A 24,631-nucleotide genomic window follows, 5' to 3' on the forward strand; every position below is an offset into this window, starting at 1 on the left:
AATGGGTTCGGTTGACCGTTTTATACAGTTCAATAATGAAACAATAGACGCAAGACAATTAATGCATTATGAAAATGTAGCAAAAGCTTTAACTAAAAATACCTTATTAGCAATCAATGAACGTAAACTAATGGAATTTCAACCAGCGGAGCAGACCATTTCCTTAAGTGTGTTTTGGAGACATCGTGAGGAACATGTGATGCATGCTGGTAGAATGTCGGATATATTTCTTATGTCGGAAGGATTTTGGAAGTTTTTCGATGTCCTAAAATGGCAGGAGTTTCAGCAGGAGAAACCAATAAATCTAATGAAATTTCAGGATCAGCTATTGTTTTGTATCGAAGAATTTCGAATGATTGAAATGATTCAGAAAAAAAGAGTAGGTACGCAGAAGATATTTAACAAACGCATCCAAACCTATTTAGATTTTCATAAACAACAGCTTCGCGTAAATAGACAAAAAGGTTTTTTAGCAGATGCCTTTATTAGTTATTTATATATATCCCTTTATGAAGGTACGATGTTCGTAGAAGGACCAGATTCCTTTAAGCTAGCTAATAGCATTATTCAAAAAGTATATGAATCAACAAACACCCAGCATACTATTGATATAGTTTATCAGCTTTATTTTCTTCTAAATGAATATGTGAAAGAAGATAGCTTGTTGCAATATTACGCAATTATTTCTTCCTCCAGTTTACCTACAAAGGATTTTCATTATCATAGAGGGGTAAAAAATGCGGAATCTGGTGAAGAAGAAAAGAAGGATACAATTGAAGAGGTATTTAGATCCTGGCATCGTGAAAATGAGCAGGAAAACGGTGTGCATCTCCAATATGAATTGGAGCATGGAAGAGATGGAAAAGCCGAACCAGCTATCGATGCGGAAGAAGGGCAAGAGGGTCATGAAATTACGATGACTGGAAAGGGCCAGTCAAGTGCGAATAGTAGAGAAGGACAAGTTAATCGAAGGGGTGAAGATCAATCCAGTGATTTAAAGAAAGCTGGCAAATCCTTTGGTAAAGAACATACAAATGTAGTTTACAAGGAACAGCGCATTGAAACCACTAGTCTTTCTGACAATAAGCATCTACTATACAAGTATCGGCAGGAGCATGCGCCTTATCTTAAGGCGTTTATACAAGAGATGAAGAAGCGACTGGAACAAAAGCGTTTAGATAAACGAACAAACTTAACAAAAGGTAGGTTATCTCCCAAATTGACAGCGCTTTGGACAGAGGATAGACCCAAACCGTTTTATAAAAAGAATGCTCCAAGCATTCAGTTAAATGCTGTATTTGGGTTGCTAGTGGACGGCTCAGCTTCCATGCAAGACAAGATGGAGGAAACGAAAAAAGCTGTGCTACTGTTTCATGATGTACTAACGCAGCTAAAAATCACACATGAAATTGTCCTTCATTATGAAGATGCTTATGAAGCAACGGAATCCTCCCAACCGAATGCATTTGAATGGATCCACAAGCTGGAGGACTGCCAAAAGGATAGTGGCTTAAATATTCTTTCAATGACCGCTCATGAAGATAATAGAGACGGCTTTGCGATTAGATGGATGGGGCAACGGTTAGCGAATCGACAGGAGACGCATAAGTTCCTTCTTGTATTTTCGGACGGAGAGCCATCTGCATTTGGATACGCGCAAAATGGTGTTATGGATACCGCGGAGGCAGTATTGGAGCAGGAGCAGTTTGGTATAACGGTTTTACATCTGTTTTTAAATGATCGGGAGGCTACAGAGGAGCAGTTGAATCTATTTCGCTTAATCTTTGATAAAAAATCAGCTACGGCTTCTTCATTAGAAAAATTTTCAGAAGAAACACTACGATTATTACGCAAAATGCTTCATCTTGTAGTGCAAGGTTCTTAAAAGAAAAGTACTTTTTTTATTAACCTAATTTGTTTAAGAGGTATAAACAAGGGAATAAATATAAGCGAGGATTTTTCTTCGTAATTTTGTTCCTCTTATAAATGTTCTCAAACAAAATTGTCGAGACTACAATTTTGGAAGGAGAATTGTTTTTAATGAATTGGTATGAAAAGTTGAATCAATATTTTCCAATCGATGAGATGAAATCACGAGTCCACATGGAAACACTTTTGGTGGATAAAGAAAATGTGTATATCAAAGATGAAGGGCCAAAGCATGTATTGATGTACGTAGAGTTTGAAAACTTTGTATTTGTGGATTATTTATTTGTTTCTAAGGAAGCTCGAGGAGAAGGCCTTGGCCGGAAATTATTGAATCGATTAAAAGAGAAGAATAAAGTCATATTATTAGAAGTTGAACCTATAAATTATGAGGATACTGATTCTGAAAAACGACTTAGATTTTATGCACGGGAAGAATTTAAACATGCCACTCGTATTGGATATACACGTCGATCGCTTGCAACCGGTGAAAATACCATTTTGGAAATTTTATATTGGTCTCCATCAGAGGAAGATGAATATGCAATTTATGAAGCTATGAAGTGGACATATGAAAATATACACACGTATAAAGATGAACATTTTTATGGAGATTCTTATGACTCTTCTCATGAAGTATTAGTGTTTAATGATGAAAACAAGAAAAATATGTTAAGACCATACTGAAGCGTTGTACAACTAAAATAAGACCCATAAACAAACATACCATTTATAGAAAGAGCGCTCGAAGAATATTATTTATCTTCGAGCGCTTCTTTTCTGTATTAAGTGTATTAGGAAGATCGGTTTTTAGATTGATCTGCAATGAGAAGCAGGCGTTGCTTCAATTCTTCCTCCATGCGGCCAATTTCTATTTCTGCAGCTTTTCGTTTCACACGACCATCTGCCTGAATGCGCATCGTTTCTTCAATTGTTTGTAGAAGGTTTTCTTGTGTTTTCTTCAATGTATCGATTTCTACAATACCACGTTCATTTTCTTTCGCGGTTTCAATGCTATTGACTTTAAGCATCTCTGAATTTTTTAACAGTAGGTCATTCGTTGTTTGAGTTACTTGTTTTTGTGCAGCTACCGCTTTTTGTTGACGATTTAATGTTAAAGCAATGGCGATTTGATTTTTCCAAAGTGGGATAGATGTCATAATGGATGACTGAATTTTTTCGGCAAGTGTTTGATTGGTTTGCTGGATCATGCGAATTTGTGGTGCACTTTGAATCGTAATTTGTCGCGATAACTGTAGATCATATACTCTTTTTTCTAAACGATCGACAAATTGGGCCATATCATTCACTTCTTGATATGCCATTTGGTCATTCGATAATTCTGCTTTACGTCTTAACTCGGGGATCGTTACATTTACGATTTCGTCTCGCTTTAACTCTGCTGCAGCAATATAGACGTTAAGCGCTTGGAAATAGGTTTTATTTTGGTCGTATAGTTTGTTGAGCATTTGAACGTCCTCGACAAGCCCGCGTTTTGAATGCTCTAGCTGAATACCAATACGGTCTATTTGTGTGCTTAGCTTTTGATACTTAGTCATAAGCTCCTGAACAGAACGATTGACACGACTAAATAATTTTTTAATACCAGATTTTTTTTGTGTAGATAATTCCTCTGGATTAATCTCGGATAGTTTGTTCATCAAATCACTTAAGATGTCTCCAACAGGTCCGATATCTTTCTTTTGAACATGATCTAACATTTGGTGTGAAAAACGGGTAAGCTCTGCTTGGGCATTAGCTCCATAAGTTAGTATTGCTTCATAGTTACCAGCGGGTATTTGTTCTGCCAATTGCCGGGCTTTTTGCTGCTCCGCTTCAGATAAACGATCCAATAATTTTGGAGGAGTAGCTTCTGCATCTGTTGAAACGGCTTGCGGTTTAGCTGTATCCAAAGTAAATGGGCTTGCTAATAATTCGTCCATTAATAAATCATCTTTTGTATTCGATAACTTTTCGCTCATCTTCTGATTCTCCTTTTAGATATAAAGGTCTTTCTGTTTGTTTCACAGATAGTTTGGCAAAATCCAATTCCATTTTAAGAAGCTCCACGTCTGAGGCTAGTACACTGTGTAAATCCTCTTCCATTACAGTACTGATAGATTCAAGTGTATCTCGTGTGTCCTGTAGAGCAAGCTTCATATCCTTGTTTTTCACCGGCTGTGAAACTAATAATGTATATTTGGAAGTTAGTTCGACGGCAGAATCTAAATGTGCATAAAAGAAGTTTTCCGCCTGATAGAATTTTTTGGGATTCGATTTAACAATAGAGATAATGCGTTTTGCTAAACGATTCATCTCGAATAATTGTTTAAACGAACTGATAGAACGCACTTTCAAATATTGACTATTTAAAGCTTTAATCTTTTTATTTGCTTCTTTTAACTGTTGCTGAATATGGAAATACTCGGATAGAGTCATTTGGTGTTTTTTCATAATTCGTCTTTGTTGTATTTTCTTTATCGTAAAATTAGAAATTAAATAGACCCCAATAGCTAAAGCGGAGCTCCAGAAAAATCCACTTTGTGTGGAGAAAAAGAAAACAAACCAAGAAGTGATCATGATCGGTATATTTAAGCAATGACGTATGAAGGATTGAACTACTTCACTCATGATGTTACCTCCTTTTGATACTATTATATACGATTCAACTAGAAGAAGGTTTCATTTACACCTGATTTTAAACGATATCTGATTGCATGGAGGTATAGCCCTTTAAATCATCAAAAAATTCGATTTCAAAGGCATTTGTTGTAGATAAAGGAGATACTCCCTTTTGAATATACTCTAATAGCTCCTCTAAATCATTCGTAGAACCCTCTATATCAATGACGATGTGCTTATTTTCCATTTGTTTGCAGTAGCCTTTTAAACCAAGTGATTGTGCTTTTTGTTTTACTAAAAATCGAAAACCTACTCCATCCACATCTCCATGCATTTGTATATGAGCTCGTTTATTCATCACAAAGTCTCCTAATCTGTATAGTTATTGGCTTTACTATAACTTAACCGAAAAAGTAGGAATTTTCAATTTATATATTTCAAGCCTTTTAAGTAGACATTTTAAATAGGAACAGTAAAATATGTATTAATAAAAAATGTTAGAGGCGATGAAAATGTTCGAAATTATTTATATGAAGGCCGACTATGAGCCGTGGTGGCAGTTTGAAGGCTGGGAGCAGCATATTATAGAAAAGCATTCTTTTGAAAATGAATCGGAAGCACAATCTTATCTAGAAAGTAAACTAGCAGAATTGCGGGATAAATTTCCAAAAGAAAAAGGGAAGCACGATAAATATTGGGCTTTTTGGTCCGAGAAGGAACAATGCTTTTGTGAATCGTGTGATGACGATTTACAAATATACCATGGATTAATATGGAATTCGCGATAAACTATTTAGAATTATAAAAAAACTCGTTGACTAAAATGTTCCAGCTGATATAATTTAAGTAACAATTCAATGTGAAAAATACCGTATTAATGATTCACATATCCTATGAAGTGATCGATGTGAAATCGGTACTTCATGGAATATGTGAATTTTTTCACGTATTGATTAATTTTTTGGAGGTAATAGAATGAAACAAGGTACAGTAAAATGGTTTAATGCAGAAAAAGGATTTGGCTTTATCGAAGTAGAAGGTGAAAATGATGTATTCGTACACTTCTCAGCAATTCAAGGAGAAGGCTTTAAATCACTAGAAGAAGGTCAAAAAGTAGAGTTTGAAGTAGTGGAAGGCAACCGCGGACCACAAGCGGCAAGCGTTACAAAATTATAAGAGGACAAAGAAGCACACCGTTTGGATGTGCTTCTTTTTTTTGTAAATAGGTTTAATGCTCTGTTAAGAGGGTAAAAAAGTTAAAGTATAGTTTTTAATAGGGGGAAAAATTTTGGCTGATATATTACTAGAACATAACCTGAAAGAATATTTAGAGGAAAACAAACAAAATTTTGAATCATACTTATTAAACCAAGCCGTAAATGTCAGAGAAAAGATAAATGATATTTTAAGAGTTGGCGATATTGATCTGATCAATAATGCACATAAATTAACTAGTTACATAATTAATGGCAATGAGCAGGAAAAACTAAGAGCTTTTGCTAAGCAAGAAGGTGTTGCATGGGCGACTTTTTCTTTAACATTATCGTTTAAATTAGAATGGGTTCAAGCTATTAGAAGAACATTGTGGCATTTCATTAAAAAATATAATGAAGAGATGAAATCAATTTCAATTGATTCCTTTTTTCAATTAGAAAAGCAGATTAACAATCAAATAGACTACTTTTTAAATGAATTTTTCATAAATTATTCGACCTATAAGGATGCACTTATTTCTTCTCAACGTAAAGTGGTGGAAGCCCTTTCAGTTCCTATAATTCCCATTACACCAACCATTTGTATTTTACCTTTAATCGGATCTGTAGATACTTATAGAACAAGTATATTAGAAGAAAAGGTACTTACAGAGATTGGTCGTTTGCACATTCAAACATTAATAATGGATCTTTCGGGAATTTCAGAAATGGAAACAGAGGTCATTGATCATTTAATGAAAGTTATTTATGGTACGTCTATGATGGGCTGTAGTACTGTTATTACTGGTCTTAGACCGGATGTTGTTCGACAGATGATTCAACTAGGCGTTCAATTTGGTCATGAAACGAAAACGTATGCGACTTTGCAACAAGCTCTTAATCAATATTTGATCAATTAAAAGAAAGGTGATTCGAGAGGTTAAACTCGAATCACCTTTTTCATTGTTGTATTATTCTATTTTTTCGACTATGGAGGATATCATAAATGGTTCATCTTCATTTGTGGACATATAATCCCGTTGAATTTCCCCATATCCTTTCGCAAAGTATTTGCGCATCAGATTTCCTTGCTCATCTATTTTCTCCAAGACCACAACGTTTTCGAAAGTTTGTAAATCTGTATCAACAGTTGTTGAAGAAGAAGTTATCTTCCAACCATTAAATTCTGTTCCCACTTCTAATGGTGTTTTTAAATAGACGGAGATAGTCTCCATTGCCTGAAGTTCCTGAAGGGTAGGATTTGCTTCCTCGTATGCTTCACCTTGCTCATCGATAAGCGTGATTTCGGTAGGTGAAATTTTATAATATCTTCTCATAACTGTCCCACCATTGTCTTCATAGGTAGCTACATAGTTATCGAAAAGGTGGTTGGTTTTTAATGTGAAAGCTGCATATTCATTGCCTTCTCCTTTAAACTTCGCTGTAGAATTATCATTTAAAAAATATTGCATTAAATCTGTTGCTTCTTCTCTAACGACAATAGGCTCTGTTATCGGGGTTTCCGTATGTTCAGGAGTCGACTGCTTTGTCTGTTCATTTGTACAGGCAAAAAGAAAAACGATAGGTATTAATACTACGAACATATTTTTCATCGTGTTTGCTCCTTTTTGATTTTAGTATTAGACGTCGTCAAGCTAATTATGTTTCAAACAATCTTTTTTTTGGTATAGTGAATAGAGGAAGGGGATATGACCATGAATGTAGAACTGAAAAAAGATTTACCAACTTATGAAGAGCAACAAGACTTCTATATAAAATTGCGTTCTAAAATTACAGACTACGTACAAAGTAAATCGGGTAAGGCCGGGAAGTTTACTCCATATCTTCTGTTCGCCCCGGATTTATTTCACTTATTGGTTAAGTCGATGTTTGATGACCGTTTAGATGCTAAGAGTAAAACACTCGTAGGTAGTGGGATTTTGTATTTCATCACTCCTGTAGATGTATTACCAGAAGGATTAGTTGGACCAGGTGGTTTTATTGATGATATTATTGTAGCTACTTTTGTCGTGAATATGTTACTAAATAAGTTTTCGCCTGAGGTAATTGAAGAACATTGGGCGGGAGACGAGAAATTGTTGAATGTGTTGAAAAAGGTTTCGGAAACTAGTGATTCATTCCTTGGTAAGTTACCGAGTAGGTCTCTACTTGGACGTTTTATTAAAACTTCAAAAAAGGACAAGGTTGCTAATAACTGATCCTTTCTGAATGTAGGAATTGTAAATGCCACCACTCATATAGAACTTCAATATTAAAAGCATTGCTAATTTTTAGCAATGCTTTTTTTATGCTATGCAGCACAGCATTTAGAAATTTTTACATTATGTATAGTCAACCTTACATAATGTACAGCATACAATACAATATGTAAAACACCACATACAAAAAGTAAAAGGGGGTATGTTAGCATGACCTATCAAGAAAAGAAAAGTATCGTCTCCTTATTCAGCGCTATTTTCATTTTTATATCCTTCTGCTTTTATATGTATCCACTGTTTCCAGAAGATGCATCAGAATCACCAGAAACCTTACGCTATTGGGGCTTCTTCGTATTATGCTTAACGGTTGTTTCTATAATAGCGCACATAGTAATTAGTATAATTTTTAACATTTTGTTTAAAATCACGACAAAAGAAAAAGTCCCAACATTTGCAGATGAGTTGGATAAATTAATAGATTTGAAAGCAAACAGAATTTCTTTTTTTGTTTTTATTCTTGGATTTATTACTGCAATGGGAGTATTAATGCTTGATCAAAGTTTACCGTTGATGTTTATTATTCTTATTATTTCGGGATTCACTTCGGACGTGATCGGCTCTCTATCAAAGCTATATTACTATAGGAGAGGGGTCTAATATGAGCAAAAATCTTGTCGGCAATCATATTCGAAAATTAAGGTTTAACAATAATGAAATGACCCAGCAGCAATTAGCTGACAAGGCAGGAATAACAAGACAAACAATCGTAGCGCTGGAAAAAGGAAACTACTCGCCATCACTAGAGCTGGCTTTTCGCATTGCTTTAGTCTTTAACTTACCATTGGAAGAAGTATTTTTTTATGGGGATACTGTCAACTTGAACGAGCAAGAAAAATGATAAGTAAGGGGAGAAAAGATGGACTCAAATCAGAAATCGGCAAAGATTGTGGGTGTACTGTTTTTCGTAGCAGCAATATCGGCGGTAATCGGGTTGTTGCTATACGATCCAATTCTAAATGGATCCGATTATTTAGTGCAAGGTTCCGAATATTCCACTCAGATTGCTCTAGGAGCATTAATGGAGTTAATCCTGGTCGTATCTGTAATAGGAACTGCAACCACAATGTTTCCGATTTTAAAAAAGTACAATGAAACAATAGCTATTTGGCATGTGTCCTTCCGATTTCTAGAAGGGGTTATTATTACTATTGGTATTATAAGCGTACTTTCACTACTAACATTAAGTCAGAATTTTGTGGCAGAGGGTACTGTAGACTCTTCGTCTTATCAAGTTTCCGGTACATTATTAATAGCTATTCACGATTGGGCGTTTATGCTTGGACCACTATTTATGTTAGGAATTAATACGCTTATGTATAGTTATATATTTTATAAAACGAAGCTAGTGCCTAGACCATTATCAATTTTAGGTATGTCGGGAGCCGTTATTGTATTTATTAATGCATTGTTAGTATTGTTTGGTGTAGTTGAACAACTTTCAGTGTGGGGGCTTTTGGCACTTCCTGTAGCGGCATTTGAAATGATCTTAGCGGGCTGGCTGCTCGTTAAAGGGTTCAATGAATCTGTACTCTCTCAATTATCAAAAGTGGCATAAGATACAAAAAAAGTACAGGATCATATAAATCCTGTACTTTTTGTATCTTATAAGTTTTGAGCTTCTTTCCACTCTAGGAACTCATCGTAAGTTAATTGTTTATCTAAGATTGATCCATCTTCACGAATTTCGATTACACGATTTGCGATAGTTTGGATGAACTGATGGTCATGAGACGTGAAAATCATCGCACCCTTAAATAGTGTAAGACCGTTATTCAACGCTTGGATAGATTCAAGGTCTAAATGGTTCGTTGGTTCATCTAGTAATAATACATTCGATTCCGAAAGCATCATTTTAGAAAGCATACAACGAACTTTTTCTCCACCTGAAAGAACAGATGGTTTTTTCTTCACTTCTTCGCCTGAGAAAAGCATGCGCCCTAAGAAGCCTCGTAGGAATGTTTCGCTTTCATCGTCAGGTGAGTATTGACGTAACCAATCTACTAATGATGGCTCGCTGCCTTCAAAGTATTTCGCGTTATCTAGCGGGAAGTACGCACGAGTTGTTGTGATACCCCAACGAATGGAACCTGCATTTGGTTCTTCTTCCTCTGCTAAAATACGTAACAATGCTGACTTCGCTAATTCATCACCTAGAAGAATAATTTTGTCTTCTTTGTTCATCGTGAAGCTTAAATTCGAGAAGAGTTTTTTGTCTTCAGTAGAATGACCTAAGTCTTGAACTTGTAAAACATCATTTCCGATTTCACGTTTCATCGCGAAGTTTACGTAAGGATATTTACGAGAGGATGGACGAATATCATCTAGTTCGATCTTGTCGAGCATTTTTTTACGAGAAGTTGCTTGCTTAGATTTAGAAGCATTTGCACTAAAGCGAGCAATAAAGGCTTGTAACTCTTTGATTTTTTCTTCTTTTTTACTGTTTTGATCGGAAGCTAATTTAGAAGCAAGTTGACTTGATTCATACCAGAAATCATAATTCCCAACGTATACTTGAATTTTACTGAAATCTAAATCCGCAATATGTGTACACACTTTGTTCAAGAAATGACGGTCATGGGATACAACGATAACAGTATTATCAAAGTTGATAAGGAAATCTTCTAACCATTGAATAGCTTTAATATCTAAATGGTTAGTAGGCTCATCTAGTAAAAGTACATCTGGTTTACCGAAAAGAGCTTGAGATAATAGAACTTTTACCTTTTCGGAACCAGTTAAGTCAGCCATTTTCTTTTGGTGCATTTCATCAGGAATACCAAGTCCTTGTAAAAGGATTGCAGCTTCAGATTCTGCTTCCCAGCCGTTCAAGTCAGCAAATTCACCTTCTAATTCCGCTGCACGCATACCATCTTCATCTGAAAAATCTTCTTTCATGTAGATAGCATTTTTTTCTTGCATAACTTCATATAAACGTTTATGACCCATCATTACTGTTTCTAAAACAGTGTGCTCTTCGTATTCGAAGTGATTTTGTTTTAAAATGGCTAAACGTTCATCCGGATTCATTATCACATTGCCTTCTTGCGGTTCAATTTCACCAGACAATATTTTGATAAATGTTGATTTTCCTGCTCCATTTGCACCGATCAAACCATAACAGTTTCCTGGTGTAAACTTTATATTTACGTCTTCGAACAATTTACGATCACCAAAACGAAGACTTACGTTACTTACTGCAATCATGCTAGTACCTCCTAAAATTCACAATGAACTTATTATAGCATGAAATATGAACAAATTCTATAAATCCTTGATTTTATAGGGCTTCAAGGTACGTTAATTAATAACTGGCCCCAAAATTAGCCCCGCTTGCTTCTAAGCTTTGACTGAACAAGGATACAGATTCAGGTAGGGATGAGAGATACCTGTTCTTCTTGAAAGTTCTCTTATAGATATGCCTTTTTTCTTCCTTGCCTTTCCAATAACATCTCCTAATTTTAAATGTCCCATAAAATTTCCCCGTTTCTATTGTATTTCTATTGCTTATATAAAAAGTGAAGGACGAGAACTAGCAAAGGCAGCAGGAAAGCATATGGGGCGGATTGGACAGCCCGAAAAGAAAGTACAGCAGGCGTTAGATTTGATGGCTACTCGCCAAACAAATGGAATGAGTGTTGCTGACATTGTTAAGATCACTGGCGTACCGAAACCAACGATCTATTTGAAGTTGAAAGAACAAACGAAGAAGTGATCTTGTGCAATTAACGAAGCATCTTAGTGAATGTATTTTTGGGAAGTGTTGAAAGATGTCACCGAAGAAGATGCCAGAATTTCCTGAAGCCTATGTCGTTGCACAGCCTATTTCTTCATAAACTCGCCCATAATTTAATGATAAAAAAAGGGAACCGAATCGCCTTTGCGATCCGAGTCCTTTTTTTTAATTTAGCAGTCAAATTGATTGTAAAATTACCACACTTGTGCGTGTATAACTAATACGCAACACTAGTGCAACCGTCGAATTTATACACTACTTATATTTATTCACCGCCCCTTGCTGTAGCAAGGTTCTTTCTTTATGCAGAGTGAAAATGGATGTATAGAGTAATTGTGAGGATGGTGGCACGAAATGGAAAAACACTAGGAATGACGTGGTAGCTACTAATATCGAGAAATTATTCTATTAGTGCGCAAATATTAATAATCAGAAAAAATTAAATATTCTATTTATTTTTAAAAAAATGTGTGCTAGAACAACTTTATAATTGCATACAATTATTTTAAAGGTGGTGAAGCAGTTGAATGAAAGAGCAAAAGTCAGTCGAGTCTCTACGAAAGATATTGCACATAAAGCGTTGAGAGAAATGATCATCAAAGGTGAACTGGAACCGGGTCAAGCAATTGCGGAGGAAGAGTTAGCCAAAGAGCTACAGATCAGTCGAACCCCTCTTAGAGAAGCTCTTCAGATTTTGGAAGTGGAAGGATTGGTCAATCGAAGTTTAAACGGCCGAATGAATGTCGCTCCGATTTCTACCCAAGAAGTGAAAGAAATCTTTGTTATCCGTAGCAACTTGGAAGGAATTGTAGTTGAAGATGCTATTGATAATATCACGCAAAAGGACATTGACCACTTAACCCATCTCACCAAATTACTCAAAATGGCGATAAGCCTGGAAGATTATGAGACAATCGATAGATTTGGTAAGCAATTCCACGAATACATTTACACGGTGAGTGGCAACAAGATGGCGGTCAAGTTCTTGTATCAGCTCAACAGCCTGATCAACCGGTACAGGCGATTAGCACACAAAAGAATTGGCGATACAAATCAATCCGTAAAAGAACATGAGACGATCCTTCATTACATCATCCAAAAAGACAAGATCAACGCAGTAGAAGAAATGAAGAAGCATATTTTAGGTTCGTTGAATCAAGCCATCAAGACGTTCCAAAAATACGAGCATGCCCAATTCTTACAAGAGAAAGGTACAGATTGAACCAGATTGCGAACCATATGAGAGGAGGAAGAGTTCATGACATATGCAGTAATGGGCGGTGGAAATACAGGGCAGGCCATTGCGGGATATCTGAAATTGAACGGAGAAAGCGTGAAATTGTATACCCGTGATTCACAGAAAGCCGAAAGAATTTCTACACAAGGGTTGGAAGTGAAAGGAATCTATTCCGGGCACGTCGATTTAGAGGCATTGACCTCCATAGATCAGGTGATTGCAGAGGCCCAGTTTATCATTGTATCGACGACGGCTATGGGGCATGAGACAATTGTCAATCAAATTAAACCGTTCTTGCGACCCAATCAAACCATCATCTTTTTTCCAGGCTACTGGGGTGCACTAGAATGTGAACGAATTCTGGGAACTGATTTGATTACAGAAAAGAACATTACAGTGGCCGAAACGAGTGCCATGCCTTTTGTAAGTTTGGCCGATCAAGCCGGTTCTGTTGCGATCACTAAAATCAAATACAACGTACTAATTAGTACGTTGCGTAAAGAGAACCAGATTGCTGCATCGTTTATGGAAAGGTTTCCGCAATTGATTCCGGGAGAAAGTGTATTTGAGACTTCCTTGAATAATTCCAATGTGGTGATTCATCCTCCGATCACCCTGTTTAACGCGGCAAGGATTGACGCGTCCGAGAGATTTCAGTTCTATCCTGACGGCGCGTCTCCCTATTCCTGTAACTATGTAGAAAAGATGGATAAAGAACGACTGGAAATAGCAAGTCGTCTACATGTCGATCTTCATAGCATTTTGAGTATCTTGAATGAATTTTATGATTCCGATTATCCCACTTTATATGAAGCTTTGCCCGGCTTGTTCCCTACAGGATTAGGTCCCACGAAACTCGATTATCGGTACCTGACAGAAGACATTCCATTTGGACTTGTTCCAATATCAGAATTAGGGAAAATCTTAGGGGTGGCAACACCGTATACCGACTCCATCATCAGCACTGCATCTTTACTCATGAACAGCGACTATAGGCAAGAAGGGATTCGCTTTCAGGGGTTGACCGAGGAGAATCTAAGGCGGATGTCCATGGTATAGCACATATAGGATTTGAAATAAAGCACTTGGGGAGGTAGAGATTATCTTACACGTTAAAAACTTACATGTTTCATACAACCAAAAAGAAGTGTTGAAAGGTATTAACCTATCGGTCGAAAAAGGCGAGGTTGTATCGTTTATTGGTCCGAGTGGAACAGGGAAAACCACCTTATTAAAATGCATCAATTACTTAGAAAAACCCCAACAAGGCGAGATTCAAATCGGGGATCTGCATCTCAATTATCAAAGTTTATCTAAGCAAGACATCCTCAAGCTTCGCAGGAAAACCGCCATGGTGTTCCAGATGTTCAATATTTTCAAACATAAGACGGTCATCCAAAACGTAATGGATGCTCAAATAGCCGTTCAGAAAAAGTCCAAAGACGAAGCGTATGCCATGAGCTTAAAGCAATTAGAAAAGGTAGGTCTTACAGACAAAATAAATGAATATCCCTCTCGATTATCGGGAGGACAATTACAAAGGGTCGGCATTGCACGTGGCTTGGCGCTTGAACCCGAGTTGATTTTGTTTGATGAACCTACTTCAGCTCTCGATCCCGAATTAGTAGAGGAGGTATTGAAAGTAATAGAAGATGTAGCAAAGTCCGGCATGACAACGCTTCTTGTCACCCATGAAATGGACTTCGCCAAGCGGATTTCCGACAAAGTGATCTTTATGGAAAATGGCCACATTGTGGAAGTGGGAACGCCTGAACAAATCTTCGAGAAATCAGTAAATGTGAGAACAAGGCGGTTTTTGACAAAGATCTATGCAGAGCAAGACCAACAAAAATTAAACATTAAGGGTGGTTGATAAGAATGAAGAAAAAGTCAATTCTAGTAGTAGCTTCTGTACTGGGTTTATCTCTCCTTACTGCATGCAATTCCACTGACAACGAGTCAGAAGCTGAGAGCAATGGGGATTCAGGCGTAAGAACAATCAAAGTGGCGACTGGTCACACGTCAAAACCATTGAGCTGGGTCGATGAGAACGGCGAAGTGACGGGTTATGAGCCTGAGCTGATCAAGGAACTGGACAAAGTGCTTGAAGACTATGAATTTGAATTATTCGGTGTGGAAGATTCAGCAGGTGAAACAGGACTAGCTACAGGTAAGTACGACATGTTAGCTGGTGGTCTTGGGTTCACGGAGGAACGTGCAGAGCAATATATCATTCCTTCAGAGTCTACTGGACGCGCACTGATCAAGATTTACGTGGCAGAAGGTAGTGGAATTGAAAGCATTCAAGACTTGGTAGGGAAGAAAATTTCGCCTCTATCACCAGCTGGTGCCACATATAAAACAGTTAAGGATTGGGAAGAAGAAAATCCAGAGTTTAAGCTTGAGTATGATTTAGCTGATGTAGGAATTCCAATCGCAGATCGACTAAAAGAAGTGGCGACTGGCAAGTATGATGCGTTGTTCTATCCATCGAGTTACGGACAAATCGAAATCATTGAAGATCAAAATCTACCTGTTGTGGGATTGGACCCAGTCAAAATTATCCCTACATTCTTTATGATTCACAAATCAGAGGAAAATGAGGAACTGAAACAAGCCATCGATGAAGGTCTAAAGGAATTGGCAGAAGCAGGCGTGCTTTCTGAGTTGTCTACTGAATTCTATGCAGAAGATGTGTTTCAATACGATTGAGGCTTTTACATGAACGTCTTGGTTCGAGTCAGATAAGGTCATAGTGAATATCTCCAGATCGACTAGAGCACATCCATATTCTCTCGTTTGGTTGAATCCTTTGAGAATATGGATGTAGACTAAGACGAAAAACATAGACATGACACCGTCATGTACAGAAGAGATATTAAGTAGGGAAGGGAGAAATGACGATGGAAATGGATATGCAAGAATTACTAATGGCGTTTCTTAAAACGCTTCCGATCAATATTATCATCATCATCCTGTCGGCTGCGCTTGGGTTACTCTTTGCTGTGCTATTAACGTTTGTGCGACTAAAGAGAATTCCCGTCATTAGTCAATTAGCCGATTTGTACGTATCTTTTGCGCGAAGTGTTCCTGGACTGATTTTACTATTTATAGCATACTTTGGAATTCCAAAAGTGTTACCTCTCATCGGTTTGGGCTCATATGATATAAGCCCGATGCATGCCGCTATTATTTCCATGGGATTTTATCATTCTGGTTATATTTCTGAAGTGTTTCGACCCGCTTGTCTCGCCGTTGAAAAAAGTCAACATGAAGCTGCAGATAGCTTGGGGTACACACCAATGCAAAAGTTTTTCCGAATTATTCTTCCCCAAATGGTCCCTGTTGCTCTCCCGGGATACGGCAATGCCTTGGTTTACTTGATTCATGATACGTCGCTGATCTTTGCCATTGGCATCGTGGATATTATGGGAACAGCAGAATTGTCTATCTCACGATCTTACGGTACGAATCAAATCCTAATTTACTTTATCATTGCCTTGATGTTTTCGGCTATGTGCTTCACAACGGACGGATTGGTTAGAAAACTAGAGAAGAGAGTGGCCATTCGATAAAGGGTTAACCACAATCAGCAGGAGGGATTAACATGTTTGATTTAGATGCTTCATACGAAATGTTTTTAGGGATATTGGGTGTACTTCCTGAAACCTTACTCATAGCGATTACTATACTTGTATTATCCACTCTTCTAGGAGTGGTGTTGGCTCTGATACAACAATATAAAATCCCTGTGCTGGTTCAACTTACAAAATTATTTAAACTGTTTTTACGAGGGACACCTATGGTGGTATTTTTATACTTGATGTATTATGCACTCCCCGCCATTGGACAGTTCATCATTAAACTTCTGGGTATCAATTATAATATGAATAATATGTCGCCTCTGATTATTTTAATTGTCACAGTTAGCCTCACGTTGTCAGCCTTTCAATCTGAGATCATCCGAGGCTCATTTTTAGCGGTAGATCCAGGGCAAATTGAGGCGGCGCAATCCTTGGGCTATAGTTTTTCTCAAACATTTACGAGAATTGTAGCCCCGCAAGCTTTTGTCCATGCCATCCCTGATTTCGCAAACTCTTTCACAGTGGCCATCAAAGCCACTTCACTCGGGTTTTTAATCACCGTGATTGATATCTTTGCACAAGCCAAAATCATGGCAGCCCAGAACTTTCGCTTTGTCGAGGCGTTCTTGATGGTGGCACTCATTTACTGGGGAATCGGTATTTTAATCACCAAGTTCGCCGACCGCTATGAGAATGATGTGCGAATCAAATGAGGTCATGCCATTACACAAGCCCCATCCATACATACACATCCGTCCTTGCAGCCGCATGGGCGTTTTTGTATGCCTCTTTAAGCAAGCAGGTACTCTTAATCTTGATTGATTTCCTACAGATTCTACACTCGTGACTACACCGTATACCAACTAAATATAACAAAGGTATAGACCACGAAGCGAAAGAGAGGAATGCTGGTTTCTTCGGTTCAGGTGAAACCTCAGTAAAGATGAAAGATACGAGTACTCCGGCATATTTTATTACCTACAAAAAGCACCGCTAACTGCGGTGCTATTAGTTAAACATTTTTCTTAATTGGTGGGATGTTATCATCACTTTTAATTTTACCAATTTTTTTAATGAATTCCTCTAATGTCAGTTTTCCTTTTCTCGAATTACAAATTATGGACCTTAAACTCTTTACCACAAACAATACAAATTTTAGTTACAAGGGTAGTAATATCTAAACCATAACAATTTAAAGAACAATAACGTCTACGCTCTGCGTGACTAGGCTTAGTTTTGTATTCCTTTCCACAGTAAATGCACTTCTTGATAACTGGCATTTAACCCCCCCATTTATTCTTGATGTAAATAAGTTGAATTAACTCCTTCTCTACATGGTGTAATGTTAAGATGTTTTTTTCTACTTAAACAGCTTCTCCGACTTCACCAAGAATTTGTAGGAATAGCGGAGACAACTGAATTAGTACATATCCTAAGTCTGCATTCATGATAGTTTGCCTGGCCTTTTCTGAGTTACCTATCATGAAGAAGAAACAGCCGCCAATCATAATGACACTAGCTATTGGAAAACTGATTGCTATCATTATTTGAACTAGTGGATCTAAAACATTAGCTAACATTTCAAGTGAAGTATCTGCAATAAATCCTGTAGGAATCATTTCTGGTGTGGAAGATAAATTAGTTGGGAGCTGTGCTAATACATTTACTGGTTCAGCAATTGGTTCGATTACAGGTGCAGATACGGGGATTGTAGTAGTATTCGAATCGGATGTATTCATTAAGCGGTACAATGTTGGCCCCAAACTAGCCTAGTAACCTGCTTTGTAATGCTTTATGCTGAAATGTTGTATTAGAGTGAAATACCATAAGGTAGTTGGTATAACAAGGTTTTCATTAAATTGAAACACATAACACAATCTAAAATTGTTATAGCATGAAATAGAGCTTACTAGATATTCTTATAGTGTATAAATTAAAATTTCCATTCTAACGTAAATGAAAAGCCCCTGGAAACAATATAAACATTGTTTCCAGGGGGCTTTTATATAGTAGTTACTTCCAATTCTTCTCTATAAATTCATCTCGACCAGATTGTGCTCGATCCTCTTTATAGTGTGCTGAACTTTTTTTATAGTAGTCCTGATGATACTCTTCCGCTTCATAAAATGTTTTAGCAGGTCGAATTTCGGTTACAATAGGCTTAGAGAACTTACCACTTGCTGCAAGCTGCTCCTTCGATTGCTCTGCATGCTTCCGTTGTTCATCCGAATGAAAGAATATAGCAGTGCGATAACTCTCTCCTCGATCCTGGAATTGGCCACCAGCATCTGTCGGATCAATTTGCTGCCAAAATATTTCTAATAATTGTTTGTAGGAGAAGATGCTTGGATCATATTGTATCTCTACCACTTCTAAATGACCAGAATCACCTTTTTTTACGTCTTCATATGTAGGATTGTCTATATGACCTCCCATATAACCAGAAATAACTTTATGTATGCCGTCCCATGTGTCGAATGGTTTTACCATGCACCAAAAACATCCTCCTGCAAATGTAGCTTTTTCAATCATATTTATTCCTCCTATTAAACTTGCATATGTATCATTAACTTAATGTAAAATAGATTTTACCACTTGTACAGATGGAGTACAAAAATCTGAAACTATTTGAGCTGAAATACGTTATTATTAGGGTATAAAGGGGAGATATCAAGATGGAAGAAGAATTACAACAAACGAGAAGTAGTCGAAGAAAAAGAAGACCTAGAATTGGACGCTTCCTATTCGTTATTTTATTATTTTTAGCTATAGGAATTGGTATATATACAGTTACGCAATATTCCATTGGTTATAAAATTGCAGATACAGAACAAAAGGAACCAATGGATTTTAGAGGAGATACACTTAAACAAGGTCAACGAGAAAATATATTAGTTCTCGGTGTCGATACTCGTGGAGAAGAGCAATCTCGAACAGACACGATGATGATTTTTTCTTGGGACAAGCAAAATAATGATATGAAAGTCATCTCTTTCATGCGCGATATATATGCAGATATCCCAGGTTATCAATCCTATAAACTAAATACAGCCTTTTATCTTGGTAAAGTACAGTTGTTGAAAAACACAATTAATGAGATGTTCGGCTTACCAATTCATCACTATGCATTAATAGATTTTAATAGTTTTGAATCGTTAGTTGATATTATTGCACCTGGTGGTGTTCCAGTGAATGTAGAGAAAGATATGTCTGAAAAAATTGGTGTCACTTTAACAAAAGGACAGCAAAATTTAAGTGGAAAGGAACTACTTGGATATGCTCGCTTCCGTTCGGATTCCGAAGGAGACTTTGGACGAGTAGGAAGACAACAGTTAGTGATGGAAGTATTAAAAGATGAGATGTTGTCTATCGAGAATATTCCAAATTTACCTAAATTTATCGGTGCAACTGAAGGGTATATTCAAACCGATTATTCACGTTCAGATAAAACAAAACGAGTGTTAGATGCAATCGTAAGTGGAAAATTAGAAATGGAAAAAATGACAATTCCCGTGGAAGGAACGTATTCTTTTAAGACCTATAATCATGCTGGATCAGTAATTGTACTTGACAAAGAGAGTAATAAAGCAGCGATTTCAGAGTTTTTAAAAAAATAAGCAGCTTTAGAATTGCTAACCTGATTTTTCCTTCGTAAAATATAAATATAGAAAGGAAGTTTGATAGAAGTGGAGCCAGAAAAGCCTTCTTTTTTTTCAACTAGATACATAAGATTTTTAGGTGGACGTAATACAGTCTTTTCATTGTTTCTTTTACTCATGATTGGGCTTGTCATTATGATTTATGATGAAATTTCTTTTATATTCGTACCACTCACGGTATTTCTGGGTAATGTCATTTTACCGATTATTTTAGCTGTTATTGTGTATTACTTGCTGAGACCGATCCTGCGTTTATTAGAAAAAATAAAAATTAAACGTGTATGGGGAATCTTAATCATCTTCTTAGTTTTAATCGGCTTAATCACTTTGCTAGTGTTTTTAGTTTTTCCTTTTTTAAAAGGCCAAATCTTTAAGCTAGTAGAGGAGTTGCCTACCTACTTTATCCAGTTATTTAACAGTTTAGATCAATTTTTACGTACATCAATTGTGAAGGATTATTATTTGCAAATTGAAAATGACGTAACATCCGTGTTAAATGGCCTTCCAGCTGAAATTGGGGATTTTGTTCAAAACACGGTCACTGGAATTGCCACTGGAATTTCATCTATTGTGGGAGTATTGACAAGCTTTGTGTTAGCTATTGTTACTGTGCCTTTTATCGTCTTTTATTTATTGAAGGATGGCGAAAAACTACCTAACTATGTAATGAAGCTTTTTCCCCCAAGAATGCGAGATGATTTACAGGAGGTATTTTCTGGTATAGACAGACAAATCAGTGCTTATATTCAAGGGCAGATCTTAGTTTCTATGTGTATTGGATTTATGATTTTCATTGGTTTTACAATAATAGGAATGCCGTATGCGCTACTGCTCGGGGTTATTGCAATGGTCACAAGTGTTGTACCATATTTGGGGCCAGTCATTGCGATTACACCTGCTGCTATTATTGCGTTAGTGAAGTCACCTTTACTGCTAGTAGGATTGGCAATTGTTTGGACTATTGTTCAGTTTATAGAAGGGAAGTTTATCTCTCCTCAAATAATGGGGAAATCATTACATGTTCACCCAATTACCATTATTTTTGTCCTTATTACTGCTGGATCATTGTTTGGAGTTCCAGGTGTCATATTGGGTATACCAGGTTATGCAATCTTAAAAGTGGTGGTGTCACATTTTTATACTTTGTTTAAAAGACGGTATAATAAGTTTGAACCAGTTATCGAAAATCATTATGAGTATACAAATCACAAGGTGGACTGAGAGTAATGGCGAAGAAATTTGAATCTTCCATAAAAGTTAAATCGATAAAGATAGACACAGTTGTTGACCATCCTTATATTGAACACGGTATAAATCTGTCCGGTACTATATATATAGATGGTGTACATGATGAGTCGGTGGAGAATATTAAATTAGAGGTATTTAAACTAACGGATGATTCATCCCCAAAAATCGTATCTAAGCACTCAATCGAGGTTGTAGGAGCAGCAGCATCAAAGGATATGCAAATGATTCCATTTGAAATTATGCCTGATGAAAGATGGCTTCCAGAAAATAACGAGGAAGTAACAAAGCTGATTTTACGAACGACCGTGTTATTTGAAAATGGGTCTGAGTATAATGATGAAGATGAAATCTATTTCGATATTGAAGAGTGATCTATGAAACTCCAGTCTGGTGCTGGAGTTTTTTTTATTGTGGGTAAGGAAAAGTGTTTTATACTCGGTTGAGCGGTAGTTACTTGCGTTCTAGATGGATTTACTCGCTTTGCTTTCTAAATACTTGCGTTTACGGTAGTTTACTGTTTATTTAGTTGGTTTTACTAGCGAAACGGGAAACTTATCCAATTAAAAGGGCAGCAGTAAAATATGTTTCAGTATAAACCTTCGATGTTTGTGCACTCTAACTATAAACTAGGAGGCAACGAACGATGATTAAACAACTGTTATCGATACTTATTATATCCTGTTTCATACTGACTGCCTGTGGTTCTCAAAGGGACTCCAATGAACCAGCTAATCCCGAGACACAAATAGACAACCAAGATCAAAAAATTCCGAACACTGGGAATGAACAGGTAAATGAAGAAAATGATGTAGGAATTCCAAAAATGGATGATTTCAATGATCCGACTATTGAAAAACCAGAATAAATTAACGATTGAATTGTTTGAATAGTTATGCTAAAGTTTAGTTAACGAACTCGAACGGAGGTGAAGAAAGAATGAAAAACGCTATGAATGCACAATTATTTATGTTGGAATTTTTATCCACTTCTTGTGCGATTACTCATGAAAATGCTATCAAGGGGACAGCTCTGTCCATTTTTAGCCATTTGCATAGTAATAATCATAGCTGAGAAGTCATTCTTTCGGATCCATTAAGGTAGCGAAAAGACTGTGCTTTTTGGGCAGTCTTTTTTTGTTGCGAAATAAGAATTGCTTCTTGGTTTATAAAGACTCGAAGGGAAGCGTTCAACATGATATGTACAGTAAATAATATAACTAAAATGCTCGGAGGTAATACCATTTTCGAGAGCTTATCGCTCGATATTAAAACAGGAGATCGGTTAGCCATTGTTGGGAGAAATGGAACTGGTAAAACTACTTTGTTTAAATTGTTAGCTGGTATTGAAAAACCTGACGAAGGCGCTATTCATTTTAAAAAAGGCACATCGATTGGATATTTAGCACAAATACCAACTTTTTCTGAAGACATCACTGGTATGGATGTGCTCCAGTTTGCATTTCAGAGCATTACAGAGCTAAAAAAGAAAATGATTCAGATGGAACAACTAATGGCATCTGTGGAATCTCAAAAAATGGAACGTTTGCTCCAACAATACGGAGAAATTCAAGAAAATTTTACGATTCTAGGCGGTTACACAATGGAATCTGATATTGATAAAGTAGTACAGGGACTACAGCTTTCCGGATTCGTAGATCAATCCTTTGCTAGTTTAAGCGGTGGGGAACAGACGAAAATAATGCTAGGCAATATACTGCTGTCTAACCCAGATATTTTATTGCTGGATGAACCGACGAATCATTTGGATATATTTGCAGTTGAATGGTTAGAACAGTATTTGGTTGGCTATTCAGGAACTGTTGTTATTATCGCACATGACCGGTATTTCTTAGATAAGGTTGTCACTAAAATTGCTGATTTAGAGGATGGGGAACTTTCTCTTTATCACGGAAATTATTCTTCTTTTATTTTAGAAAAAGAAGCAAAGTTAATGCGTGAGTTTCAGGAATATGAGGAACAACAGAAAAAGATCAAAAAGATGAAAGAAGCGATTAGGCGTCTAAGACAATGGGCAAATGAAGCGATGCCTCCAAATCCTAAGTTATTTCGTCAGGCACGTAATATGGAAAGGGCACTAGAACGAATGGTGAAAGTAAAAAAACCACTTATTGATCCCAAAAAAATGGAGCTATCATTTGAGTTCGCTTCTAGAAGTGGCAAAGAAGTAGTTAAGATGAAGAATGTAAATAAATCATTCGGAGAAAAGGTTCTATTAGATAATGCGCAGTTCAATGTTTTTTGGAAGGATCGAGTGGCAATTGTTGGTCGAAACGGCTCAGGTAAGTCCACTATATTAAACTTGCTCCGTGGTGAAATTCCTACTGATCATGGAGAAGCACATTTAGGTAGTAATGTCCGTGTAGGATATTTATCGCAGCATTTTGAAATTCAGAACCCGAAGGCGAGGCTAATTGATGTCTTTCGTAGTGAGTTAAATATGGTGGAAGGTGATGCGCGCCATATACTTGCGAAGTTTATGTTTTATGGACCAGAAGTATTCAAGAGAATAGGTGATTTAAGCGGAGGAGAACGGATGAGGCTTCGCCTGGCACAGCTTATGCATCAAGATATAAATTTACTAATACTTGATGAACCGACGAATCATTTAGACATCGATTCGAGAGAAGTGCTCGAGGATGCCCTTGCCGATTTTGATGGAACTATTTTGGCTGTATCCCATGATCGCTATTTTCTAAATAAGTTATTTCCTAAAACTGCCTGGTTAGAGAATGGCCAGCTAACTACTTTTGAAGGAACATATGAGTGGGCTAGAGAAAAGTGGGACGAAATGCATTTTAAACAAGTGGTAGCAGATACAAAACCGAAAACAGCCAAAATTGCACAGCCTACGAACAAAAAGGAAAAAGAAAGCTCACTAGAAGAAAAAATTTCAGAGATAGAGCATGAAATTAGTTTATTAAAAGTAAAAATAGAAATAGAAAGTGATTGGGAAGTATACGAAACGCTGCTGGAATCTATTCAGTTGAACGAACAAAAGCTAGAAATACTCCTGATGGAATGGATGGAGAAAGAAGGATGAAAAGTCTAAAACACGTTGAAAAATCAAAGATTTGCAAAAATTTAGCGAAAAGTATTAACTAGACATCAAATATCTCGTATTGTGCCGATA

30 protein-coding genes are annotated in these 24,631 nt (G+C 36.9%); 22 read left to right on the top strand and 8 right to left on the bottom strand.

The features are described from left to right. Nucleotide 1 precedes the first annotated feature (1 nt). Both ACIQX2_RS08190 and ACIQX2_RS08195 read left to right on the top strand, forming a co-directional pair. Nucleotides 2-1,885, top strand: a complete 1,884-nt coding sequence (locus ACIQX2_RS08190; RefSeq protein WP_402848413.1) for a vWA domain-containing protein — start codon at nucleotides 2-4, stop codon at nucleotides 1,883-1,885. Between the two features lie 155 nt (nucleotides 1,886-2,040). Beyond that, nucleotides 2,041-2,613, top strand: a complete 573-nt coding sequence (locus ACIQX2_RS08195; RefSeq protein WP_402848416.1) for a GNAT family N-acetyltransferase — start codon at nucleotides 2,041-2,043, stop codon at nucleotides 2,611-2,613. Between the two features lie 107 nt (nucleotides 2,614-2,720). Here ACIQX2_RS08195 and ACIQX2_RS08200 read toward each other — a convergent pair whose 3' ends face one another. The 3 genes from ACIQX2_RS08200 to ACIQX2_RS08210 form a co-directional block, all read right to left on the bottom strand. Continuing rightward, nucleotides 2,721-3,908: a toxic anion resistance protein gene (locus ACIQX2_RS08200; protein WP_402848418.1), complete on the bottom strand. Its 1,188-nt coding sequence runs from the start codon at nucleotides 3,906-3,908 to the stop codon at nucleotides 2,721-2,723. Beyond that, nucleotides 3,877-4,557 carry a 5-bromo-4-chloroindolyl phosphate hydrolysis family protein gene (locus tag ACIQX2_RS08205; RefSeq protein ID WP_402848421.1) on the bottom strand — a complete coding sequence of 227 codons (681 nt, stop codon included), beginning with the start codon at nucleotides 4,555-4,557 and terminating at the stop codon, nucleotides 3,877-3,879. The genes ACIQX2_RS08200 and ACIQX2_RS08205 overlap by 32 nt, the downstream gene beginning before the upstream one ends. Nucleotides 4,558-4,624: 67 nt before the next feature. Further along, entirely contained in the window at nucleotides 4,625-4,906 is a 282-nt protein-coding gene (locus ACIQX2_RS08210) for an acylphosphatase (RefSeq protein WP_402848424.1), read from the bottom strand. A gap of 154 nt (nucleotides 4,907-5,060) precedes the next feature. On the opposite strand from ACIQX2_RS08210, the gene ACIQX2_RS08215 reads away from it, so the two are divergent. The 3 genes from ACIQX2_RS08215 (at nucleotide 5,061) to ACIQX2_RS08225 (ending at nucleotide 6,661) form a co-directional block, all read left to right on the top strand. Further along, entirely contained in the window at nucleotides 5,061-5,336 is a 276-nt protein-coding gene (locus ACIQX2_RS08215; RefSeq protein ID WP_402848427.1) for a DUF1033 family protein, read from the top strand. Between the two features lie 187 nt (nucleotides 5,337-5,523). After that, nucleotides 5,524-5,724, top strand: coding sequence for a cold-shock protein (locus tag ACIQX2_RS08220; RefSeq protein WP_093061016.1), 201 nt, complete (start codon nucleotides 5,524-5,526; stop codon nucleotides 5,722-5,724). Between the two features lie 109 nt (nucleotides 5,725-5,833). Then, entirely contained in the window at nucleotides 5,834-6,661 is an 828-nt protein-coding gene (locus tag ACIQX2_RS08225; RefSeq protein ID WP_402849162.1) for an STAS domain-containing protein, read from the top strand. Nucleotides 6,662-6,712: 51 nt separating this feature from the next. Here ACIQX2_RS08225 and ACIQX2_RS08230 read toward each other — a convergent pair whose 3' ends face one another. After that, the gene (locus ACIQX2_RS08230; protein WP_402848432.1) at nucleotides 6,713-7,354 is read right to left on the bottom strand and encodes a hypothetical protein; all 642 of its coding nucleotides are present in this window, start codon (nucleotides 7,352-7,354) and stop codon (nucleotides 6,713-6,715) included. Nucleotides 7,355-7,450: 96 nt separating this feature from the next. Between ACIQX2_RS08230 and ACIQX2_RS08235 the strand changes: the two genes are divergently transcribed. The 4 genes from ACIQX2_RS08235 to ACIQX2_RS08250 all read left to right on the top strand — a co-directional run bounded on the left by ACIQX2_RS08235 (nucleotide 7,451) and on the right by ACIQX2_RS08250 (nucleotide 9,575). Further along, nucleotides 7,451-7,960, top strand: coding sequence for a YkvA family protein (locus tag ACIQX2_RS08235; RefSeq protein ID WP_402848435.1), 510 nt, complete (start codon nucleotides 7,451-7,453; stop codon nucleotides 7,958-7,960). Between the two features lie 210 nt (nucleotides 7,961-8,170). Next, on the top strand, nucleotides 8,171-8,617 hold the full coding sequence (locus ACIQX2_RS08240) for a hypothetical protein (RefSeq protein ID WP_402848438.1): 447 nt from the start codon (nucleotides 8,171-8,173) through the stop codon (nucleotides 8,615-8,617). Between the two features lies 1 nt (nucleotide 8,618). After that, a complete protein-coding gene (locus tag ACIQX2_RS08245) occupies nucleotides 8,619-8,858 on the top strand; it encodes a helix-turn-helix transcriptional regulator (RefSeq protein ID WP_402848440.1) in 240 nt (79 codons plus the stop codon). An 18-nt stretch (nucleotides 8,859-8,876) separates the two neighbouring features. Further along, on the top strand, nucleotides 8,877-9,575 hold the full coding sequence (locus ACIQX2_RS08250) for a DUF4386 domain-containing protein (RefSeq protein ID WP_402848443.1): 699 nt from the start codon (nucleotides 8,877-8,879) through the stop codon (nucleotides 9,573-9,575). 47 nt (nucleotides 9,576-9,622) lie between these two features. Here the strand turns inward: ACIQX2_RS08250 and ACIQX2_RS08255 are convergent, their stop codons facing one another. Both ACIQX2_RS08255 and ACIQX2_RS08260 read right to left on the bottom strand, forming a co-directional pair. After that, a complete protein-coding gene (locus ACIQX2_RS08255; protein ID WP_402848446.1) occupies nucleotides 9,623-11,224 on the bottom strand; it encodes an ABC-F family ATP-binding cassette domain-containing protein in 1,602 nt (533 codons plus the stop codon). A gap of 132 nt (nucleotides 11,225-11,356) precedes the next feature. After that, complete coding sequence (locus tag ACIQX2_RS08260) at nucleotides 11,357-11,491, bottom strand: helix-turn-helix domain-containing protein (protein WP_402848449.1); 135 nt, start codon at nucleotides 11,489-11,491, stop codon at nucleotides 11,357-11,359. 82 nt (nucleotides 11,492-11,573) lie between these two features. Here ACIQX2_RS08260 and ACIQX2_RS08265 point away from each other — a divergent pair, with 82 nt between their 5' ends. The 7 genes from ACIQX2_RS08265 to ACIQX2_RS08295 all read left to right on the top strand — a co-directional run bounded on the left by ACIQX2_RS08265 (nucleotide 11,574) and on the right by ACIQX2_RS08295 (nucleotide 17,287). Further along, nucleotides 11,574-11,732, top strand: a complete 159-nt coding sequence (locus ACIQX2_RS08265) for a hypothetical protein (RefSeq protein WP_402848452.1) — start codon at nucleotides 11,574-11,576, stop codon at nucleotides 11,730-11,732. A 544-nt stretch (nucleotides 11,733-12,276) separates the two neighbouring features. Then, on the top strand, nucleotides 12,277-12,975 hold the full coding sequence (locus ACIQX2_RS08270) for a GntR family transcriptional regulator (RefSeq protein ID WP_402848455.1): 699 nt from the start codon (nucleotides 12,277-12,279) through the stop codon (nucleotides 12,973-12,975). 36 nt (nucleotides 12,976-13,011) lie between these two features. Beyond that, nucleotides 13,012-14,049, top strand: coding sequence for an NAD/NADP octopine/nopaline dehydrogenase family protein (locus tag ACIQX2_RS08275; RefSeq protein WP_402848458.1), 1,038 nt, complete (start codon nucleotides 13,012-13,014; stop codon nucleotides 14,047-14,049). A 43-nt stretch (nucleotides 14,050-14,092) separates the two neighbouring features. Further along, nucleotides 14,093-14,863 (top strand): amino acid ABC transporter ATP-binding protein, encoded by a 771-nt coding sequence (locus tag ACIQX2_RS08280; protein WP_402849165.1) that lies wholly within the window; start codon nucleotides 14,093-14,095, stop codon nucleotides 14,861-14,863. Between the two features lie 5 nt (nucleotides 14,864-14,868). After that, complete coding sequence (locus ACIQX2_RS08285; RefSeq protein WP_402848461.1) at nucleotides 14,869-15,702, top strand: transporter substrate-binding domain-containing protein; 834 nt, start codon at nucleotides 14,869-14,871, stop codon at nucleotides 15,700-15,702. A gap of 191 nt (nucleotides 15,703-15,893) precedes the next feature. Next, nucleotides 15,894-16,565 (top strand): amino acid ABC transporter permease, encoded by a 672-nt coding sequence (locus ACIQX2_RS08290; protein WP_402848464.1) that lies wholly within the window; start codon nucleotides 15,894-15,896, stop codon nucleotides 16,563-16,565. Nucleotides 16,566-16,597: 32 nt separating this feature from the next. Then, entirely contained in the window at nucleotides 16,598-17,287 is a 690-nt protein-coding gene (locus ACIQX2_RS08295) for an amino acid ABC transporter permease (RefSeq protein WP_402848467.1), read from the top strand. 651 nt (nucleotides 17,288-17,938) lie between these two features. Here ACIQX2_RS08295 and ACIQX2_RS08300 read toward each other — a convergent pair. Together ACIQX2_RS08300 and msrA are read right to left on the bottom strand one after the other, a co-directional pair. After that, complete coding sequence (locus ACIQX2_RS08300) at nucleotides 17,939-18,325, bottom strand: hypothetical protein (protein WP_402848469.1); 387 nt, start codon at nucleotides 18,323-18,325, stop codon at nucleotides 17,939-17,941. Nucleotides 18,326-18,587: 262 nt separating this feature from the next. After that, nucleotides 18,588-19,106 (bottom strand): peptide-methionine (S)-S-oxide reductase MsrA, encoded by a 519-nt coding sequence (msrA, locus tag ACIQX2_RS08305; protein WP_402848472.1) that lies wholly within the window; start codon nucleotides 19,104-19,106, stop codon nucleotides 18,588-18,590. A gap of 143 nt (nucleotides 19,107-19,249) precedes the next feature. Between msrA and ACIQX2_RS08310 the strand changes: the two genes are divergently transcribed. From ACIQX2_RS08310 to abc-f, 6 genes are all read left to right on the top strand, one after another. After that, complete coding sequence (locus ACIQX2_RS08310; RefSeq protein ID WP_402848476.1) at nucleotides 19,250-20,191, top strand: LCP family protein; 942 nt, start codon at nucleotides 19,250-19,252, stop codon at nucleotides 20,189-20,191. A gap of 69 nt (nucleotides 20,192-20,260) precedes the next feature. Then, complete coding sequence (locus ACIQX2_RS08315) at nucleotides 20,261-21,454, top strand: AI-2E family transporter (RefSeq protein WP_402848479.1); 1,194 nt, start codon at nucleotides 20,261-20,263, stop codon at nucleotides 21,452-21,454. Nucleotides 21,455-21,459: 5 nt separating this feature from the next. Next, nucleotides 21,460-21,852, top strand: a complete 393-nt coding sequence (locus ACIQX2_RS08320; RefSeq protein WP_402848482.1) for a sporulation protein — start codon at nucleotides 21,460-21,462, stop codon at nucleotides 21,850-21,852. Between the two features lie 272 nt (nucleotides 21,853-22,124). Beyond that, nucleotides 22,125-22,346, top strand: a complete 222-nt coding sequence (locus tag ACIQX2_RS08325; protein ID WP_402848484.1) for a hypothetical protein — start codon at nucleotides 22,125-22,127, stop codon at nucleotides 22,344-22,346. A gap of 83 nt (nucleotides 22,347-22,429) precedes the next feature. Next, nucleotides 22,430-22,552: an RAxF-45 family protein gene (locus ACIQX2_RS08330; RefSeq protein WP_402849168.1), complete on the top strand. Its 123-nt coding sequence runs from the start codon at nucleotides 22,430-22,432 to the stop codon at nucleotides 22,550-22,552. A 120-nt stretch (nucleotides 22,553-22,672) separates the two neighbouring features. After that, a complete protein-coding gene (gene abc-f, locus ACIQX2_RS08335) occupies nucleotides 22,673-24,541 on the top strand; it encodes a ribosomal protection-like ABC-F family protein (protein ID WP_402848487.1) in 1,869 nt (622 codons plus the stop codon). Nucleotides 24,542-24,631: the final 90 nt, after the last annotated feature.

It is taken from the genome of Psychrobacillus sp. NPDC096623, from assembly GCF_044762655.1.
Lineage (GTDB): Bacteria > Bacillota > Bacilli > Bacillales_A > Planococcaceae > Psychrobacillus.